The following is an 18,546-nucleotide window of genomic DNA, read 5'->3' as shown; positions in this document are numbered from 1 at the left end:
GCCGTACCCTTCACCGAATGACGCGCCCGGGCGGCCCCGGCCTCCGACCCCCACCCGCCCCCCTGGAATTCACCGGGTGTTCGGCAGCGGGGCACCGGGTGCCGGTACGAACGGGAGCGTCACCAGGATCGGTCCGAGCACGGGAGGTTTCACATGGCGCAGGGATCCGGCAGAGCCGTCGACCGGCGGTCGGTGCTGCACGGCGCGGCGCTCGGTACCGCGGCGCTCGCCCTCCCCGCCGCCGCGAACGCCGCGGGCACCGCCTCGCGTACGGGAGCGGCGCCGGCCCAGGTGCGTTCCGGGCGGCCGAGCGCTCTGTGGGGCGTGCAGAGCGGGGACGTGACGGCCTCTTCGGGGCTGGTGTGGGCGCGTGCCGACCGGCCGGCCCGGATGCTCGTGCAGACGGCGGCGACCGAGTCGTTCCGCAACGCCCGCACCTGGCACGGCCCGCTGCTCGGCCCCGGTACGGACTTCACCGGCACCACCGCGCTGCACGGCCTGCCGTCCGGCGAGCAGATCCACTACCGGGTGCTGCTCGCCGACCCGCACGACCACCGGCGCACGGGCCGGCCGGTCACCGGTACGTTCCGTACGGCCTCGGACCGGCGCCGCGACGGCGTGCGCTTCACCTGGTCGGGCGACCTCGCCGGGCAGGGCTGGGGCATCAACCCGGACCACGGCGGCTACCGGATCTACGACGAGATGCGCCGCCGCGACCCGGACTTCTTCCTGTGCAGCGGCGACAACATCTACGCCGACAGCCCGATCGAGGCCAGTGTGCGACTGCCCGACGGCCGGATCTGGCGCAATGTGACCACCGAGGAGAAGGCGAAGGTCGCCGAGACGCTGGCGGAGTACCGCGGCGCCTTCCGCTACAACCTGCTGGACGCGAACCTGCGGCGGTTCAACGCGCAGGTCCCCACCATCATCCAGTGGGACGACCACGAGGTGCGCAACAACTGGTACCCGGGCCAGATCCTCGACGACGACCGGTACACGGAGAAGGACGTGGACGTGCTCGCGGCCCGTTCGCTGCGAGCGTTCCGGGAGTACTTCCCCATCCGTACGCTCCGCTCGGACCGGGGCGGCCGGGTCTACCGGGTGATCAGCCACGGGCCGTTGCTGGACGTGTTCGTGCTCGACATGCGCACGTACCGGAACGCCAACTCCCCGAACCGGCAGACCGACGAACGGCAGGGCATCCTCGGCGCCGAGCAGCTCGCCTGGCTCAAGCGGGCGCTGTCGCGATCCCGCGCCGTGTGGAAGGTGATCGCCTCCGACCTGCCGCTCGGGCTCGTGGTCGCCGACGGCGCGACGGATTTCGAGGCGGTGGCGCAGGGCGACCCGGGCGCGCCGCTGGGCCGTGAGCTACAGATCGCGGAGCTGCTGCGGCACATCAAGCACCGCCGGGTCACCGGCACCGTCTGGCTGACGACCGACGTGCACCACACCTCCGCCCAGCACTACGATCCGTCGCGCGCCGCCTTCCAGGACTTCGCGCCGTTCTGGGAGTTCGTCTCGGGCCCGCTGAACGCGGGCGGCTTTCCGGCCGTGCCGCTGGACGGCACGTTCGGGCCGGCCCAGCCCTTCGTCAAGGCGCCGCGGCGGGCGAACGTCTCGCCCGCCGAGAGCCCGCAGTACTTCGGCGAGGTGGACATCGACGGAGACAGCGGCGCGCTGACCGTACGGCTGCGGCAGGACAGCGGGGAGGTCCTGTTCAGCCGGGTGTTGCAGCCGGGACGGGTGGGGCAGCCAGGGCCGGCGGGGCAGCCGGGGCAGCCGGGGCGGTAAGAGTCACTACGCCGTACAGGCGTCCGGCCGGCCCGCCGCCTTTTGCCGCGATTGTGTCCTTTACCCATCGGTCACAGACCGTTCGCGATCAGGCAACACCCGTCGGCGACGCTGGGCCTCATGACTGACGCGACCTCTGCCAAGCGTGCCCGCCGCCACCACTGGCGGCGGGACCTGGTCGAACTGGCGGCCCTGTTCACCGCCGTGTCCGTGGCGGACGCCCTCGCCAACACCATCGCGCACGGCCCCTCCGGGCCGGTGCTGCTCTGCTGCTCGGCGGTCGTCCTGATCGCCACGGCCGGGTTCCACACCTGGTGGTCACGGCGCCACGAGCACGCTCCGCCACCGACCGATACGAACGCCGCGGCGCCCACCGCTCCGGCCGTGCCCGAGGGGGAGCGGCCGGAGACGGCGCTGTGGCGGATGCGCACGACCGTACGGGACGAGCCGGGCAGCCTCGCCGCGCTGTGCACGGCCCTGGCGCGGCACCGGGTGGACATCCTGAGCCTGCAGACCCATCCGCTGTCGGACGGGACGGTGGACGAGTTCCTGCTGCGTGCCCCCGAACCGCTGCCCGCCACCGAACTGACCCGGACGGTCGCCACCGCGGGCGGCGCCCACACCTGGCTGGAGCGCGCGGACGCCCACGACCTGGTGGACGCCCCCACCCGGATGCTGGGGCTGGCCACCCGTACCGCGCTGGACTCCGCCGAGCTGCCGCTCGCGCTACGCCAGTTGCTGGGCCGCTGCACCATCCATTCGGTGCCCGCGGCGGCCCTGAAAGGACGGTCGGCGGCCGACCGGGTGCCGGGCGAGGGCATCCTCGAAGAGCACACCATGAAGTTCCGTGACCCGTCCGGGGGAACCGTCACCATCGAACGCCCGCACCTGCCCTTCACGCCCACCGAGTTCGCTCGGGTACGGGCGCTCGTCGAGCTGGACGCCCGGCTCGGCCGGCGGGTGCCGCCGCGACGCGACGTGCTGACCCTGCCCGAGGGCAACGCCATCACGGTCCGCCGCGCCGACGCCTCGGACCTGGCCGCGGCCCGCGAGATGCACGACCGCTGCTCGCCCCGGACGCTGGCGATGCGCTACCACGGCCCGGTCGCGGACGCCGAGCGCTATCTGGACCACCTGCTCAGCCCCCGCTTCGGCCGCACCCTGGCGGTCGAGACCGCGTCCGGGCGCCTGGTGGCCCTCGGCCATCTGCTGTGGGACGGCGCGGAGACCGAGGTGGCACTGCTGGTCGAGGACGCGTGGCAGCAGCGCGGTGTCGGCTCGGAGCTGCTGCGCCGGCTGGTCGGCATGGCCGCCGAAGCGGGCTGCGCGAGCGTGTACGCGATCACCCAGGCGTCGAACACCGGCATGGTGGCGGCGATGCGCGGCCTGCGGCTGCCGCTGGACTACCAGGTCGAGGAAGGCACGCTGGTGATCAGCGTCCGGCCGCACGCGGTGCCCGCCCGGCGGGAGCCCGTACGACCGGCGGCGGCCCGCGTCGGGCCGGACGCCGGCCCGCGGGCGACGTGACGGAGTGTCCGCACGCGGGAGCGCACGCCCGGGTGCGGACACCGGAGGGGGCCGGCCGGTACGCGAGCGCTCGTACCAGCCGGCCCCTGGCGGTACGGAGACCGGTGCGGATCGGTGCCGTACCTCAGTGGCTCGTGCCGCTGCCCCGCGAAGGGCCCGGCGTGCCGCTCAGTCCTGCTCCCACAGCGACGGCACGTTCGCGGGTTCCCAGCCCGGCTGCGCCTGGTGGCTCTGGAGGCAGCGGTAGGTGGTGCCGTCGTACGTGACCTGGGCACCCGCCTCGTAGACCGTGCCGGCGGCCCAGGTGGTCCCGTCCGGCCGGCCGGGGCCGGGGTTCTCGGAGCCGCTCGTGCCGGTCTTCAGGGTGAGGCCGTAGCCCTGGAGCAGCGGGTTGATGGGCTGGTAGAAGGTCGTGCCGCCGGAGCGGCAGTTGCCGGATCCGCCGGAGGTGACGCCCTGCGCCTGGCTGCCGGAGATGAAGGAGCCGCCGGAGTCGCCCGGTTCGGCGCACACCGAGGTTCTGGTCACCCCGCTGACGGTGCCCTGCGGGTAGGTGACGCTGGTGTTGTGCTGCTGGATCGTGCCGCAGTGCCAGCCGGTCGTGGAGCCGGAACGGCAGATCGAGGCGCCGACCGCCGCCTGGGTGGAGCCGGCGACCCGTACGTTCTGGCCGCCCTGTCCCTTGACGTACGGCGTCGCGGTCCAGTTGCCGTTGGTGGCGACCCAGGCGGTGTCCCGGCCGGGGAAGGTGGACGCCTGGAAGCTGCCCTGGGCCACCTGGTTGTAGCCGGTGGTGGAGGTCCCGGCGCGGCCGCAGTGGCCGGCGGTGGCGAAGCCCTGCTGGCTGCCGCGGGTGACCGCGAAGCCGACGGAGCAGCGTCCGCCGCCCATGTAGTAGGCGTCGCCGCCGCGGATGTCGTAGAGCGGGCGCGGGCGTTCGGCGGTCTGGGCGACGCTGACCAGGCCGTGGGCGGCGCCGCTGGCCGCGACGAACGACCGGGCGGCGGCCGGGTCGGCGGCGCGCAGCCGCACCGTGTTCGTCCGGACGTCGACGGCCCACGAGGACGCTTCGGGGGCGGCCCGGCGCGCCGACGCGCGGTCCAGTCTGTCCTTGGCGGCATCCAGTTGGGCGAGGGTGTGCGGTACCTGGACGGCGCGCGCGCCCGCCGCCCGTACGGCCGCCAGGCGTGTGGCGTCGGTGGTGGCCACGGTGAGGGTGGCGGACTCGGTGCCGCTGACCCAGGCGCCGGCGAAGGAACCGCCCAGCGCGTGCCGCAGGCGTCCGGCGACCGCGCCGGCTTCCGCCTCGTTGGCCAGCCGGCGTTCGGCCTGGGCCCGGTTCAGGCCGAGGTCGCGCCGCATCGCCTGGAACACGGCGTCGGACGTGGCGCCGACGGACAGGGGCTCGGCGGCCGAGCGGTGGGGGGTCGCCGGCCGCATCGAGTCCGCCCGTCCGGACTGGGCCGCCGCCGAGCCGGGCAGTGCGGTCAGGACGAGTGCTCCGACGGCGGCCATGACGGCACATGCACTGGTTCGGGCGTGTCTGTGGCGCATGGGGGAGGTCTCCTCGGTCTCGGGGGGGGGGTGGAGGTGCCGAAAACGTAGGTGCGGTGTGCCGGTCGGCAGAAGATGTCAGTTCTCCCCCTGCCGGGTGTTATGGGTGCCGGGCGGGGATCACGGGGAGTCGGCGCCTTTCGGCGGCCACGGGGCGGGGGCGCGGCGGCCGGCGGCCCGCGGATGGCCGGGGGCCGCCGCCCGGCCGTCCACGGGGCCCGCGGACGCGGGGCCGGCCGACCGCCCCTCCGCGACGCCCGGGGGCCCATGGCCCGCCGCCGGTCCGCCGGCGAGTTCCGGATACGCGGGGCCCGCCGCCCGGCCACCGGCGTTCCCCGGTGGCCCCGGGTCGACCGCGTCACGATGATCGGCCAGCCACTGGGTGTAGCTGTCGCTGCGGGCGGCGGCGTCCGCGTGGGCGGCGCGTGCCTGGGCGACGACTTCGGCGGCGGACTCCGCCGCGGGGGTGCCCGGGAGCCAGCCCAGGAGGTGGCGCCAGGTCAGTGGCGTACCGGCCAGCGGTCTGGTCACCATCGCGGGGGTGGGCGGCAGCGTCGCGCGGCACAGTCCCGCGGCGCGGCCGACCTGGACGAGGTGGATGCAGGACGCGGTATCGGTCTCGTAGACGCGGGCGGGGGTGAAGCCGGCGCGGGCGCAGGCGAGCGTGAAGCAGTCCGCGAAGCAACTGTCGCCCGGTACGTCCGCCCACGCCTCCGTCGCCAGTTCCGCCAGGCCCACCTCGCGCCGCCCGGCCAGGGGGTGGCTCTCGGCGAGCATGACGAAGACCGGGTCCACCGCGACCTCCCGCCAGCTCAGCCGTTCGGGCTCCGGCGCCGGGCTCTCCCCGCAGGCCCCGACCAGCGCGAAGTCCAGCCGCCCCGCGACGACGGACGCGGCGATCTCGCGCTCGGACCAGGTGGTGAACGTCGTCACCGGCACGCCCGGGCGGACGGTCGCGAGGCGGTCCACCAGCCCGCCGAGCAGCGGGCCGTGGGTGCCGCCGAGCCGGAGGCCCGCCACGCCGCCGCCGGCGCTGGTGAACCGTACGGCCTCCTGCTGGAGGTCGCTGATCGCGGGCAGCACCACGCGGGCGCGCTCCAGCACGAACTCCCCCAGTGCGGTGGGCCGCACGCCGAATCTCCCGCGCTCGAAGAGCCGGCCGCCCAGGGTGCGTTCGATGCGTTTGAGCTGGGCGCTCAGGGCGGGCTGGGCGAGGCCGAGCCGGGCGGCGGCCTTGGTCAGGCTGCCCGCGTCGGCAATGGTCCGGATCGTCTTCAAATGCCGTAATTCCAGGTCCATTCTGCGAGCTTGGTGCTCCGCTCCGGGCGGGAGCAATAGTCCGGCCCGGCCCCATGGCGGCCGCGTCACCGGGCGCGGCGGTGCACCGCGCCGCTCCCGTTCGCCCTGCGCGGACGCGGCGCCCCCGGCGGGACCGCACGGCGCGCTGCTGATGACGTACCGGGGGCTTCCGTACGAGGATGGGGCGCATGTCCCACACCACTGCTTCCGACAGCGCTCCCCTCCCCCGCCGGGTCGCCGACGCCTACGTCGACGCCCTGGTCGACCTGGACCCCATCACCGGCACCTTCCTCGGTGTCCCGGAGAGTTCGAGCCGGCTGCCCGACTTCTCGCCCACGGGTCAGGAAGCGGTGGCCCAGTTGGCCCGTACGACGCTGGACCGGCTCGCCGAGGCCGAGCGGCGGCCGGGCGGGGACAGCGAGAGCGAGCGGCGCTGCGCCCGGCTGCTGCGCGAGCGGCTGACCGCGGAACTGGCGGTGCACGAGGCGGGCGAAGGGCTGCGCGCGGTGAGCAATCTGCACTCGCCGCTGCACTCGGTCCGTGAGGTCCTGACGATCACGCCGGTCGAGACGGACGACGACTGGGCGGCGCTCGCCCGGCGGCTGCGGGCGGTGCCCGCCGCGCTGGAGGGCTACCGTGCCTCGCTGGAGGAAGGACTGAAGCGGGACCTGCCCGCCGGGCCGCGGCAGGTCGCGACGGTCATCGGCCAGTTGGGCACCTGGATCGGTACGGACCGTAGCTGGTTCGCCGACCTGACCGAGCCGGGTCCCGAGGCGCTGCGCGCCGAGCTGGACGCGGCGGCGGCGGTGGCGACCGGCGCGCTGGTGGAGCTGCGCGACTGGTTCCGCGATCGGTACGCGCCGGCGGTCCAGGGCGCGCCGGACGTGGTGGGCCGCGAGCGCTACGCCCTCCTCGCCCGTTACTTCAACGGCACCGACCTGGACCTGGACGAGGCGTACACCTACGGCTGGTCGGAGTTCCACCGGCTGCACGCCGAGATGGTCACGGAGGCCGAGAAGGTCCTGCCCGGGGCACGGACGCCGTGGGAGGCGCTGTCCTGGCTGGACGAGAACGGCGAGGCCGTGGTGGGGGTCGAGGAGACCCGCCAGTGGCTCCAGGCGCTCATGGACCAGGCCATCGAGGCACTGGACGGCACCCACTTCGACCTGGCCGAGCGGGTCAAGCACGTGGAGTCGCGGATCGCGCCGCCCGGCGGCGCCGCCGCCCCGTACTACACGAGCCCCTCGCTGGACTTCTCCCGCCCCGGCCGCACCTGGCTGCCGACCATGGGCCAGACCCGCTTCCCGGCGTACGACCTGGTCTCGACCTGGTACCACGAAGGGGTGCCGGGCCACCATCTCCAGTTGGCGCAGTGGGCACACGTCGCCGAGGAGCTCTCCCGCTACCAGACGACGGTGGGCATGGTCAGCGCCAACGCCGAGGGATGGGCGCTGTACGCCGAGCGGCTGATGGACGAGCTGGGCTTCCTGACCACTGCCGAACGCCGGCTCGGTTACCTGGACGCGCAGATGATGCGGGCGGTCCGCGTCATCATCGACATCGGTATGCACCTGGAGCTGGCCATTCCGGCGGACTCGCCCTTCCACCCGGGTGAGCGCTGGACGCCGGAGCTGGCCCAGGAGTTCTTCGCGCGCCACTCCAGCCGTCCCGCGGACTTCGTCGAGAGCGAGATCATCCGTTACCAGGGCATGGCGGGCCAGGCCATCGGCTACAAGCTGGGCGAGCGTACGTGGCTCATGGGGCGCGAGGCGGCGCGGCAGCGGCACGGCGCGGACTTCGACCTCAAGGCCTGGCACATGGCCGCGCTGTCGCAGGGCTCGCTGGGCCTGGACGACCTGCTGGCCGAGTTGTCGCGGATCTGAGGCAGGGGGCGGCGGGCCACGGGCACTCCTCGCGGGGGCCGCGCGCCTTTCCCGAACGGGCTGTTCGGGAAAGGCGTTCCGCGGTCCCCACACTCCCGTGTTCCGCTCCCCCGGCTCATTTCTCGGCGGTATGGATCTCGTACCGCCAAAATGCCCGATGCCGCCAGAATTCCACGGCCGACATCGTGTTCACGGAATGCCGGTGCAGACCCGCCGTCCGGAATCCCGCGTAGGGCAGCGCCCCGAGCACGGCGAAGCACCGGAGCATCGGCCACATGGCGCGGGAAATGTCCTCGACGCCGCGCACGGAGAATCCGGTCTCGGCGGTCAGGCGTTCCAGTGTGCCGTAGGTGAAACGCTGGAACGACGGCATCGCGGCCCAGTCGTTCACCTGCCGGAACGCCTCGGCCGCCGGTGTCGGCATCCGGGCGGCGGTTTCCCGGGCGTACTCGAACATGACGAGCCGGCCGCCCGGTTTGAGCACCCGGTGGAACTGCCGCAGCACCGCCTCGGCCTCCGCCGCGTGCACCAGTGTCTCCATGGTGTACACGGCGTCGAAGCTCTCGTCGGGGAAGTCGAGGTCCGCGTAGTCACCGCGCGAGAAGGTGAGCAGGTGGTCGAGGCCGCGGCGGCGGGCCCGCCGCCGGGCCTGGGCGACGTGGGTGTCGAGCAGGTCCACCCCATGGATCCGCAGGCCGAAGCGGCCCGCCAGCCGGCCGGCCACGTCACCCACGCCGCACCCGGCGTCGAGAACGCGCGCGCCCGGCGGCCGCGCGAGGGCCTGCCCCATTCTGTCTTCCATACGGCGCAGCGCTTTCGACCAGGCCCACGGGGAGTCCGTCTCACGGTAGAGGCCGAAATGTTTGGTGCCGTTCAGGAAGAGGCGGTATCCCAGTCGAGATCCCGGCTGACGGTAATATCGGATGACCTCGCGTACGTTGCTCACGTTCAGCACCATGCCAGCCCGGGCGGGGCCGGCACAGCGCTTCAGCGCCGGAAACCCCCTTCCGAGTTGACGACTTCACCCGTTATCCATTCCGCCTCGTCCGTCGCGAGCCAGGCGATGAGCCGCGCGGGGTCGTCCGGCCCGCCCCACTGCCCGCCCGGGAACATCCCCAGGACCGCTTCGCGCAGTTCCCCGACCGCGTAACCGGTGTCCACCGGGCCGGGGTTGACCGTGTTCACGGTCACGCCGCGGTCCGCGAGCGTGGTGGCCAGCGAGCGGGTGGCGGAGGCGAGGGCCCCTTTGGCGAGGCCGTACGCGATTTCCTCGGGCATTCCGGGGCCGAGGTCCTGGCCGGACGTCATCATCACGACCCGGCCGCCGGGCAGCCCGGCGCCGTCGCCGCGCTGCCGCGCGTACGCCTGCACGAGCAGGATCACGGAGCGCGTGTCGGTGGCCCAGTGGGCGTCCAGCATGTCCGCGTCGATGGTCTCCAGGTCGCCGTCGTGGCCGCTCAGCGCGTGGTTGGCGACGAGGATGTCGAGCCGGCCGCCGAGCGCGCGGGCGGCGGTGTCGACCAGGCGGGCCGGGGCCCCGGGCGCGGTCAGGTCGCCGGGGCCGTGCGCAACGACCGCCCCTGGCGCGAGGAGTTCCCGTACGCCGTCGGCGACCACCTCGGGTCCGCCCGGGTCGGCGCCCCACGGCATGGCCGCGTCGTGCGGCACGTGGTGGTGCAGATAGACGCTCGCGCCGTACGCGGCCAGCCGCCGGGCGACGGCGTATCCGATGCCGCCGCGCCGGCTGGCCCCGGTGACCAGCGCCGTACGGCCGAGGAGCGGCAGCGGGTCACGGCGGAGCGCGGCGGCGGTCGGTGCGGTGGTGCGGTCGGCGGTGCGGTGGGTGGCGCGGCCGCCGTCAGGGCTGTCTCCATGATGGGTCATGCTTCTCACCCTCCCGCGCGCCCTGGGCGGCGTCATCCGCTTTACCGCGCCGGGGACGACGGGCCGCCGCCGGTGCGGGCAGCGGGCAGCGGAAGCGGCGATCACCGGCAAAACCCTTGATCCGCCGGGGAATCCACTGCTAGACACCTCCCATGACCGGCTATTCCCCTGACGCCACCGACTGGCGCATCCTGGACGTCCTACAGCGCAACGGCCGCGCGGGCTACGCCGAACTGGCCCGCGCCGTGAACATGTCCGCGAGTGCGGTGACCGAGCGCGTACGGCGTCTGGAGGAGGCCGGGGTGATATCCGGGTACGCCGCGGTGGTCGAGCCGGCCGGTATCGGACTGTCGGTGCTGGCCTTCATCCGGCTGCGCTACCCGAACGGCCACGACGCACCGTTCCACGACCTGCTGGAGACCACGCCCGAGATCCTCGAGGCGCACCACGTCACGGGGGACGACTGCTTCGTCCTGAAGGTCGCCGCCCGCTCGATGAGGCACCTGGAGGAGGTGGCGGGCCGGGTGGGCGCGCTGGGCGCGGTGACGACCAGCGTCGTGTACTCCTCGCCGCTCCCCCGGCGCCCGATCAGCTCCTGAGATTCCGCCGGCCGGGGCGGCCCGGCGCCCGCGGCCTGCCGTGCGGCCGCGGCCCGGCCCGCTCCGCCGTCAGTCCGGCACCCGGTGGCGTACGGACGATCCGGCGCGGTCCTTGACGACCTCCAACTGCGCCGGTATGCGCTGCCGGAGGTCCGCGACATGGCTGACGATGCCGACGCTGCGGTCCCGTTCGCGCAGCGAGTCCAGCACGTCCAGCACCTCGTCCAGGGTCTGTTCGTCCAGGCTGCCGAAGCCCTCGTCGATGAAGAGGGTGTCCAGACGGGTGCCGCCCGCCTCGTCGCTGACGACGTCGGCGAGACCGAGCGCGAGGGCCAGCGACGCGAAGAACGTCTCGCCGCCGGAGAGGCTGGCGGTGTCCCGTTCGTGGCCGGTCCAGGCGTCGATGACGTGCAGGCCCAGGCCGGAGCGGCGCGCGCCGCCGGCCCGTTCGTCGGAGTGCACGAGTGTGTAGCGGCCGGAGGACATCCGGTGCAGGCGCGCGCTGGCGGCGGCCGCGACCTGTTCGAGCCGGGCGGCGAGGACGTACGACTCCAGGCGCATGCGTCGCTCGTTCTCCGCCGACGTGCCGGCGGCGAGTGCGGCGAGGCGGGCGATGCGCTCGTACTCGGCGCGCAGTGGGGCCAGCCGGCGGGCGTCGGAGTGGGCCCGCGCGCCCAGCCGGTCCAGTTCGGCGCAGCGTTCCTCGGCGGCGGCGCAGGCCGCGCCGGCGGTACGGAGTCTGCGGCCCGCGTGCTCCAGGCCGGCGAGCGCCCGGTCCGGTTCGGCGGGCGGCAGGCCCGCCGCGGCGGCCGTCTCCGGGTCGGCCAACTCGGCCTCGACGGCCGCCGATTCCGCCTGGTGGCGATCGAGGCGCTGTTGCAGGGCGCGCCAGTCGGCGTCGCTCAGGAGGGCGGCCGACGCGTCCTGCGGGGTGTCGAATCCCGCGCGGTAGGCGGCGTCGGACAGATGGGCGTCGGCCTCTTTGAGCCGCTCTGCGCACGCCTCGGCCGTACGGGCCGCCGACGCGGCCTCGGCCAGCAGCGCGACCTGCCGCTCCAGGCGCCGGGCGCGCTCGGTGACGCTGGCGAAGCCGTCGCGCGCCTCGGCCAGCTCGGTTTCGAGCGAGGCGAGTTCTCGGTCGAGCGCTTCGCGGTGGGAGGTGCGGGCGGCAGCGCGGCGCTCGGCCTCCTGCTGCTCGGTGCGGCGGCGCTCGTACTCCCGCTCGGCGCGGGAGGACGCTTCCCGGGCGGCGTGGAGTCCGGCGCCGGTGGCCCGCTCGCGCGCATACGCCTCGCGCAGGTCCTCTTCCGTGCGCGCGAGTTCGGTGACGGGGGCGTCCCCGGCGGTCGCCGAGGCGGCGGCCAGTTCCTCCTTCAGGGACTGCTGGGCGCGTTCGGCGTCCTGCCGTACGGACTCGGCCTGCCGGTAGGCGTTCAGGGCCGCTTCCTCGGTCGTACGGTCCACGTGTCCGGAGCCGGTGCGGGCCGGGGCGGGGTGCTCGGTGGCGCCGCACACCGCGCACGCGGCACCGTCCGTCAGCCCGGCCGCCAGTTCGGCCGCGATGCCGCGCAGGCGCCGGTCCTTGAGGTCGAGCCAGTGCTCGTGGGCCGCCGCCGAACGTTCCCGGGCGCGCAGGGCGTCCTCGTTCGCCGCCCGCAGACCGTCCGCGAGCCGGTCGCGCCGCCGCGCCGCCGCCAGCCGCTGCCGGGCCGGGTCGAGCTGGGCGTGGAGCTGTTCGGCGCGGGCCGCGGCTTCCTGGGCGGCCTCGACGCGCCGCTGGTGTTCCTGGTGGGCCGGCTCCCAGTCCGCGAGCCACGCGGCGGCGTCCACCAGCGTCTGTTCGTCGGCGCGCGCCTCCCGCTCGATGCCGGCGCGCTCCTCGGCGATCTCGGCGGCGCGGCTCTCGGCCCGGCGGGCCGCCGCCAGCGTGCCGAGGGTCTGCCGCAGCTCGTGTTCCAGTGTGGCGAGCCGTTCGGCGTCCGCGCCGGCGAGGTCGGGCGGAAGCTGCGCACGCCCGCGCCGCTCGGCGGCCTGCGCCGTCTCGTGCTCGCGCCAGGCCGCGTCCCGCAGCGCCAGCGCCGGTGCGACCTCGGAGGCCGCGCGGGCCCGCGTCAGCCGGTCCCGGGCCCGGTCCCGCTCGCCGGACTGCGCCGCCAGCTCCGCCGCGCGGCGCCGCGCCTCGGCGTACCGGCGCTGGAGGCGGTCCCGCTCGCGCTCCTCGTCGGCCCGCGCACGGGCCGTGGCCTCCGCCGCCTCGGCGGAGCGTACGGCGAGCCGGGCGATCTCGTGCCGCTCGCGCGCGCTGGACCGCGCCACGGCCGCCCGTACCAGTACGGCTTCGGCGAAGCCCGGCTCGCCGGGGCTCGGCGCCTCGCCGGCCTGCACGGCGGCGGCCGCGTCGGGTTGCCGCCCGTTCTGCCCCGGTACGAGCGCGGTGGCGGTGGCGGTCGCCGTGCCCCGGGCGGCCCCGCCCGTACCGGCGGCCCGCGCCGTCCGGCCCGTACCGCCACGGCGGCCCGGTGCCGGAACCACCGCTTCGGGAGCGCGTCCCGGCGCGGGGACCGAGGGGTCCGCCAGGTCGGCCGGCTCTCCCGCCGCCTGGTCCATCCGGTGGGCGAGCGCCAGCAGCCGGTCGTCGCCGGCGGACACCTGGTCGGCCGCGGCCTTGCGGCGGGTGGCGAGCTGTTCTTCGAGGGCGGCGAACCGGCGGGTGTCGAAGAGCCGCCCCAGCAGCCGGGCGCGGGCCTCGGCGTCGGCGCGCAGGAAGCGGGCGAAGTCTCCTTGGGGCAGCAGGGCGACCTGGCAGAACTGCTCCTTGCTCATGCCGAGCAGTTGGCCGATCTCCTCGCCGATCTCCTGGTGGGACCGGCTCAGCGCCTTCCAGCGCCCGCCGCCCTCCGGCTCGCCGTCGCCGGTCACGTACTCGCGCAGCCGGCTCTGTGCCTTCTCGCGTGTCGTGCCGGTCCCGCGCTTCTTCGGGCGGGGCTGCTCCGGCAGCCGGGTGACCTCCAGCCGGCGTCCGCCGACGGTCAGTTCGAGGACGACCTCGGTCGGCGTCAGCGGGTCGGCGAGGTCGCTGCGCAGTGCCTGGCCGCTCTGCCGCGTCCCCGGCACGGTCCCGTACAGAGCGAAGCAGACGGCGTCCAGGATGGAGGTCTTGCCCGCGCCGGTCGGCCCGTGGAGCAGGAAGAGACCGGCTTGCGCGAGCCGGTCGAAGTCGATGGTCTGGGTCCGGGCGAACGGCCCGAAGGCGGTGACCGACAGCCGGTGCAGCCTCACCGCGCCACCTCCCGCAGCACGTCGTCGGTCCGCACCTCGTCGAGGGCCGAGCGCAGCACGGCCCGCTCCTCGTCGTCCATGCCGCGCCCGGGCCGTACGTGGGCGACGAAGTCCTCGGCGATCTCCTGGTCGCTGCGGCCGCGCAGCCGCTGCGCGTACGAGGCGAGGGTGCGGGCGCCGCTCTCCGCCGGCTCGAAGGCGAGGCTGAGGATGTGCGGGAAGCGGCCGGCGAGCCGGGCCATGGGTTCGTGCGGGCGGGACGGGTCGGTCAGCGTCGCCTCCACCCACGCCTCCTCGTGGACGGCCAGCGCCGGGTCCGCCAGCAGGTCGTCCAGCGTGCCGCGGACCCGGGCCAGCGGCCGGGGCACCGGGCAGTCCAGGCGCTCGGCGGTCACCGTGCCCGCGGCGTCCAGGTCGACGAGCCACAGGGACTTGCGGTGCCGCTCCTCGGAGAAGGAGTAGGCGAGCGGCGAGCCGGAGTAACGGACCCGGTCGGTGATCGTCTGGCAGCCGTGCAGATGCCCGAGCGCGGCGTAGTCGACGCCGTCGAAGACGGACGCCGGTACGGACTCCACGCCGCCGACCGTGATGTCACGTTCGCTGTCGCTGGGCGCGCCGCCGGTGACGAAGGCGTGCGCGAGCACCACCGACCGGGTACCGGCGGGCCGGCCGGCGAGGTCGTCGCGCACCCGGTCCATGGCGGCGCCCAGGACGTGCGCATGGTCGGCCCGCTCGGCGCCGAACTCGTCCTTGACCAGGGCCGGCTCCAGGTACGGGAGCCCGTACAGCGCGACCTCGCCGTGTTCGTCGCGCAGCACGACGGGGGTGGCGCAGGTCGCCGGGTCGGTGCGCAGGTGGATTCCGGCCTGCCGCATCAGGCCGGAGCCGACGCCGAGCCGGCGGGCGGAGTCGTGATTGCCGGAGATCATGACGGTGGGTACGCCCAGGCCGGCGAGGCGGTGCAGGGCGTCGTCGAAGAGTTCCACGGCGGCCAGCGGCGGTACGGCACGGTCGTAGATGTCGCCCGCGACGAGGACCGCGTCGACCCGCTGGGTACGGACGGTCTCGACGAGGTGGTCGAGGAAGGCTCGCTGGGCGGTGAGCAGGTTCACCCGGTGGAACGAGCGGCCGAGGTGCCAGTCGGAGGTGTGCAGGAATCTCAAGAGGCCGCCTCGCTCCGCACCGCTACCGCTCCTCCGCTCCCGTGGCCCGGGCCAGGCCCGTACGACCGCCATCGCGGACACCGGCCACACCGGTGCCACCGGGCACCGTGCCCCTCACCGGCCTCAGTCTGCCATCTGCGCCGGGGCGGTATCGGAGCCCGTCGCACACCGGCCGGAACATTGTGATGCGCCTCACCCCACGGGCAAGGGGAGGCCGCTTCGCGGTTTCCCGGCGTGGACGGTGGCCGGGACATGCCGAAGGCGCCGGTCCACCCACCGGCGCCTTCGGGGAACGGGTGCGGGCCGTCGGGACCGCTACGTCCGCTGCCGGCCCTGCTTCGCCGCCTTGTCCGTGATGTCGACCGTGTCCTTCGCCGGGGGCGCGGTCACGTTCACGTCCGTACCGAAGTCGCCGAACTTCAGCGTGGTGCTGACGGAGGTCCGCGCGCCGCTGCCGCCCTGCTTGCCGCTCTGCGGCTCGACCTCGACCTTCTCCTGCCGGACCCGGCCCTGCGCGTCCAGCCAGATGTCGAGCGGCAGCCGGTCGCCGAGCTGCGCCCGGAGCTGCTTGGCCCGCTGCGCGTTGCCCTTGGCCAGCTCCGCCACGTCGACGGACACCTTGTAGTGCGTCGTGGCCGTACCGTCGACGGTCTCGGTGCCGACCTTGGTGACGTCCTTGTCGCTGATGCCCTTGGTGTAGGCGAAGGAGGCCGTCGGGTCCTCGTACTGCGAGCTGCCGCCGGACTGCTGGACCAGCTTCTTCAGGTCCACCTTCAGCCACGTCTTGCCCTGCGGCAACTGCTGCCGCTGTGCCGCGGGCGGCTGCTGGTAGAGGATGCCGTCCACCATCCGCTGGTGCATCTGCTGGTTGCCGGTCTGCAACACCATGTCGCTGCTGCCGTTGGCCAGATCCACGACGCCCGACCCGCGGACCTCCGCGGTGTCGCCGCCGCTCCGGGCGCGGGTGAGGAGCGTCATCTTGGCGGTCTTGGCGGCGGTCGTCTTCTGGTGCGCGGCCCGTACGGCCTGCGGGCCGTCCGCCGCGCCGCCCCGCGACGCCGACGCCCCGCTTCGGTCGCCGGGGTCCTTGCCCGATGCCTTGTCGCTCCCCCCGCCGCACCCGGTGACGAAGGCCAGGGACATCGTCCCGGCCGCCGCCACCGCCAAGAGACGCGGACGCTTGCTCACTGTGCTCACTGAGACCTCCTGGTCAAGAACCCGTACCGGCCGACGGTGCCGTGCGCCGCCGCCGGCCCCGGTAGACGTACACCGGTGCGGCCGGTGGCGGAGCGGAGGGCGCCGGTGAGGCTGTCGTGGAACGTTCCCCCGTGCGTCACGGGGGTGCGAGTGCCCCGCGGTACACGGATGAATCACGGGATCACGGAGCGGGGCGCACCGTCGGCGCCGCGGGACGCCGTGCGGCGGGCCGTGCCCGACCCGCGCGCGACGCTCATGCGCCGGCGTCGGGTTCGCGGTGCCCGGAACCGGGTGCGGGGCTCGCGTACTGGGCGGCCTGGATCTCGTAGAGGGAGCGGTAGTGGCCGCCGTCGAGGGCCATGAGCTGGGTGTGGGTGCCCTGCTCGATGAGGCGGCCCTCGTCGAGGACGTAGATGAGGTCGGCGGTCGCGGTGGCGGCGAGCCGGTGGGTGATCAGCAGGACGGTGGTGCCGTCGTCGGTGAGGGCGCGCAGGGCCTGGAACGCCTCGGTCTCGGCCCTGGGGTCGAGCGCGGACGTCGGCTCGTCCACGACCAGCAGCGGGGCCTCGCGGTAGCGGGCGCGGGCGGCGCCGAGGCGCTGCCACTGCCCGCCGGAGAGCTGGGTGCCGCGCTCGAACCCCTTGACGACCAGGCTGTCCCAGCCGTGCGGCAGGGAGGTGACGACGTCGGTGGCGTCCGCGCCGTCGGCGGCCCGCTCGACGCGCGACTGGTCGAGCCGCTGGTCGCCGCGCCCGATGTGGATGTTGGCGCGGGCGGTCATCGGCCAGTGCGGGAAGTCCTGGGCCAGCAACGCCACTTGGCGGAAGACGGCCGCGCGGTCGGCGTCCCGGGTGTCGGTGCCGTTCCACAGGAGGCGCCCGTCGCTGGGCAGGTACAGGCCCGCCACCAGTTTCGCCAGGGTGGACTTGCCCGAGCCGTTCGCCCCGACCAGCGCCACGACCGTGCCGCGGGGCACGGTCAGATCCACCTTGTCCAGGGCCGGTGCGGTGGCGCCGGGATAGGTGAACGACACCTTCTCCAGCCGGACCTCCCGCAGCGGCCCGGCCAGCGGCGCACCGCCGGCGGGAATGGCGTGCCGCTTGGCGGTGGCGCAGGCGTCCTCCCAGTCCTTGAGGTACATGGCCTCCTCGTAGAGCCGGTTGAACTGCATGACCAGGGACATCAGGCCCGCGCTGGACGACCGTACGGCGATCACCGCGGTACCGGCCACGGCCAGCGGCATACCGCCGCCGGTCAGCAGCAGCCACAGCACGCCGTAGGCGCCCAGCGACGCCAGGCCCGAGCCCGCCGAGGCGGCGGTCTGGGTGACGGCCTCGGCGCGGGCCAGCCGCTGCTGCTCGCGCTCCACCGTCCTGGACATGTCCGCGTACGCGTCCACCAGCAGCCGCCCGGCACCGTGCACCCGGATCTCGGCGGCGCACGCCTGGTCGGTGAGCTTCTGGGTGATGACGGAGATGGCGCGGCGGTGCTCGATCCAGGTGTGCCGGGACTCGTACTGGCGGCGCGCCGAGAGCACGGCGCCCCACCCTTTGGGGGCGGCCACCAGGAACAGCATCAGGACGAGCAGCGGGTGCAGCGTGAGCAGCACGCCGGCGGCGGCGAGCAGGCCGATCAGCGCGTTGAGGACCAGGACCGAGGACCCGAGCATCATCCGGATGGAATCGGTGCCGAACCGGCCCGCGTCCAGGGTGCGGTGGACGTTCTGGTCCTCCAGGGCGGCGAGTTCGACGCGGATCACGCCGTGGTAGAAGCGGGCCGTGCAGACGCGTTCGATCTTGGGTTCCAGTTGTCCGGACGCCGCGGTGGACCCGGCCGCCAGAAGAGCGGAGAGCACCGCGACGACGGCCACGGCCGCCAGGGCGGGCAGCGCCTGGCGCAGCCGCTCGGGCGTGGGCCCGGCCGCGAACAGCGCCAGCAGCGCCTGGTTGGTGGCCACGAGGGTGAAGGCCCGCATGACGCCCTGGCCGACCTCCGCGCCGAGCAGTACCGTCAGCGCGACGCGGTCCTCGCGCCAGGCCGCCTTGGCGACGACGCCCATCATGGCGGGAAACTGGCGGGCCATCGTCCACAGGCCCATCCGCAGGATCGGCATCTCGTGCCGGGTGAACGACAGGTCGTAGCGCAGGGCGCCGCCGAACAGCAGCCGCTCGCTCCCGGAGACGGGCAGTTCGCTCCGGGGCCGGATGCCGCGGCTCCTCACCGCGTCTCCGGCCGTGCGGCGTGCGCGGTACGGCCGCGGGGGACGCGGGCGTCACGGGTACGCGGACGGTCCCGCACGAGGCGGGCCGGGGCTCCGGCCGGTCCGGTCGTCACCATCGCGGTGTCCCTCATGGCTTCTCCTCCGGCTCG

The 18,546-nt window shown here is 74.5% G+C and carries 12 protein-coding genes and 1 pseudogene; 4 read left to right on the top strand and 9 right to left on the bottom strand.

What is annotated here, in order from left to right; translation table 11 throughout:
- Positions 1-153: 153 nt before the first annotated feature.
- Positions 154-1,791, top strand: a complete 1,638-nt coding sequence (locus ACH4EB_RS22715) for an alkaline phosphatase D family protein (RefSeq protein WP_398349365.1) — start codon at positions 154-156, stop codon at positions 1,789-1,791.
- Between the two features lie 120 nt (positions 1,792-1,911).
- Positions 1,912-3,318: a GNAT family N-acetyltransferase gene (locus tag ACH4EB_RS22710; protein WP_398349364.1), complete on the top strand. Its 1,407-nt coding sequence runs from the start codon at positions 1,912-1,914 to the stop codon at positions 3,316-3,318.
- 168 nt (positions 3,319-3,486) lie between these two features.
- On the opposite strand, the gene ACH4EB_RS22705 is transcribed toward ACH4EB_RS22710, so the two are convergent.
- Both ACH4EB_RS22705 and ACH4EB_RS22700 read right to left on the bottom strand, forming a co-directional pair.
- Positions 3,487-4,872 carry a carbohydrate-binding protein gene (locus tag ACH4EB_RS22705; protein WP_398349363.1) on the bottom strand — a complete coding sequence of 462 codons (1,386 nt, stop codon included), beginning with the start codon at positions 4,870-4,872 and terminating at the stop codon, positions 3,487-3,489.
- A gap of 369 nt (positions 4,873-5,241) precedes the next feature.
- Positions 5,242-6,171 (bottom strand): annotated as a pseudogene (locus tag ACH4EB_RS22700) (LysR family transcriptional regulator); the annotation flags it as partial.
- Between the two features lie 188 nt (positions 6,172-6,359).
- Here ACH4EB_RS22700 and ACH4EB_RS22695 point away from each other — a divergent pair.
- Positions 6,360-8,054, top strand: coding sequence for a DUF885 domain-containing protein (locus tag ACH4EB_RS22695; RefSeq protein WP_398349362.1), 1,695 nt, complete (start codon positions 6,360-6,362; stop codon positions 8,052-8,054).
- A 115-nt stretch (positions 8,055-8,169) separates the two neighbouring features.
- Here the strand turns inward: ACH4EB_RS22695 and ACH4EB_RS22690 are convergent, their stop codons facing one another.
- Both ACH4EB_RS22690 and ACH4EB_RS22685 read right to left on the bottom strand, forming a co-directional pair.
- The gene (locus ACH4EB_RS22690) at positions 8,170-9,000 is read right to left on the bottom strand and encodes a class I SAM-dependent methyltransferase (protein WP_398349361.1); all 831 of its coding nucleotides are present in this window, start codon (positions 8,998-9,000) and stop codon (positions 8,170-8,172) included.
- 41 nt (positions 9,001-9,041) lie between these two features.
- Positions 9,042-9,938, bottom strand: a complete 897-nt coding sequence (locus ACH4EB_RS22685) for an SDR family oxidoreductase (protein WP_398349360.1) — start codon at positions 9,936-9,938, stop codon at positions 9,042-9,044.
- A 152-nt stretch (positions 9,939-10,090) separates the two neighbouring features.
- Between ACH4EB_RS22685 and ACH4EB_RS22680 the strand changes: the two genes are divergently transcribed.
- Positions 10,091-10,537 carry an Lrp/AsnC family transcriptional regulator gene (locus ACH4EB_RS22680; protein WP_398349359.1) on the top strand — a complete coding sequence of 149 codons (447 nt, stop codon included), beginning with the start codon at positions 10,091-10,093 and terminating at the stop codon, positions 10,535-10,537.
- 69 nt (positions 10,538-10,606) lie between these two features.
- Here ACH4EB_RS22680 and ACH4EB_RS22675 read toward each other — a convergent pair whose 3' ends face one another.
- The 5 genes from ACH4EB_RS22675 to ACH4EB_RS22655 form a co-directional block, all read right to left on the bottom strand.
- Positions 10,607-13,816, bottom strand: coding sequence for an AAA family ATPase (locus ACH4EB_RS22675; protein WP_398349358.1), 3,210 nt, complete (start codon positions 13,814-13,816; stop codon positions 10,607-10,609).
- The gene (locus tag ACH4EB_RS22670; protein ID WP_398349357.1) at positions 13,813-14,979 is read right to left on the bottom strand and encodes an exonuclease SbcCD subunit D; all 1,167 of its coding nucleotides are present in this window, start codon (positions 14,977-14,979) and stop codon (positions 13,813-13,815) included. Before ACH4EB_RS22670 ends, ACH4EB_RS22675 begins: the two co-directional genes overlap by 4 nt.
- A 315-nt stretch (positions 14,980-15,294) precedes the next feature.
- Entirely contained in the window at positions 15,295-16,176 is an 882-nt protein-coding gene (locus ACH4EB_RS22665; RefSeq protein ID WP_398349356.1) for a hypothetical protein, read from the bottom strand.
- 253 nt (positions 16,177-16,429) lie between these two features.
- A complete protein-coding gene (locus ACH4EB_RS22660; RefSeq protein WP_398349355.1) occupies positions 16,430-18,397 on the bottom strand; it encodes an ABC transporter ATP-binding protein in 1,968 nt (655 codons plus the stop codon).
- Complete coding sequence (locus ACH4EB_RS22655; protein WP_398349354.1) at positions 18,394-18,528, bottom strand: hypothetical protein; 135 nt, start codon at positions 18,526-18,528, stop codon at positions 18,394-18,396. Before ACH4EB_RS22655 ends, ACH4EB_RS22660 begins: the two co-directional genes overlap by 4 nt.
- Positions 18,529-18,546: the final 18 nt, after the last annotated feature.

Origin of the sequence: Streptomyces sp. NPDC018045 (genome assembly GCF_044327445.1) — a bacterium.
Lineage (GTDB): Bacteria > Actinomycetota > Actinomycetes > Streptomycetales > Streptomycetaceae > Streptomyces.
The sequence above is the reverse complement of the archived record's forward strand: the minus strand, read 5'-3'. Positions and strand labels throughout refer to the sequence as shown.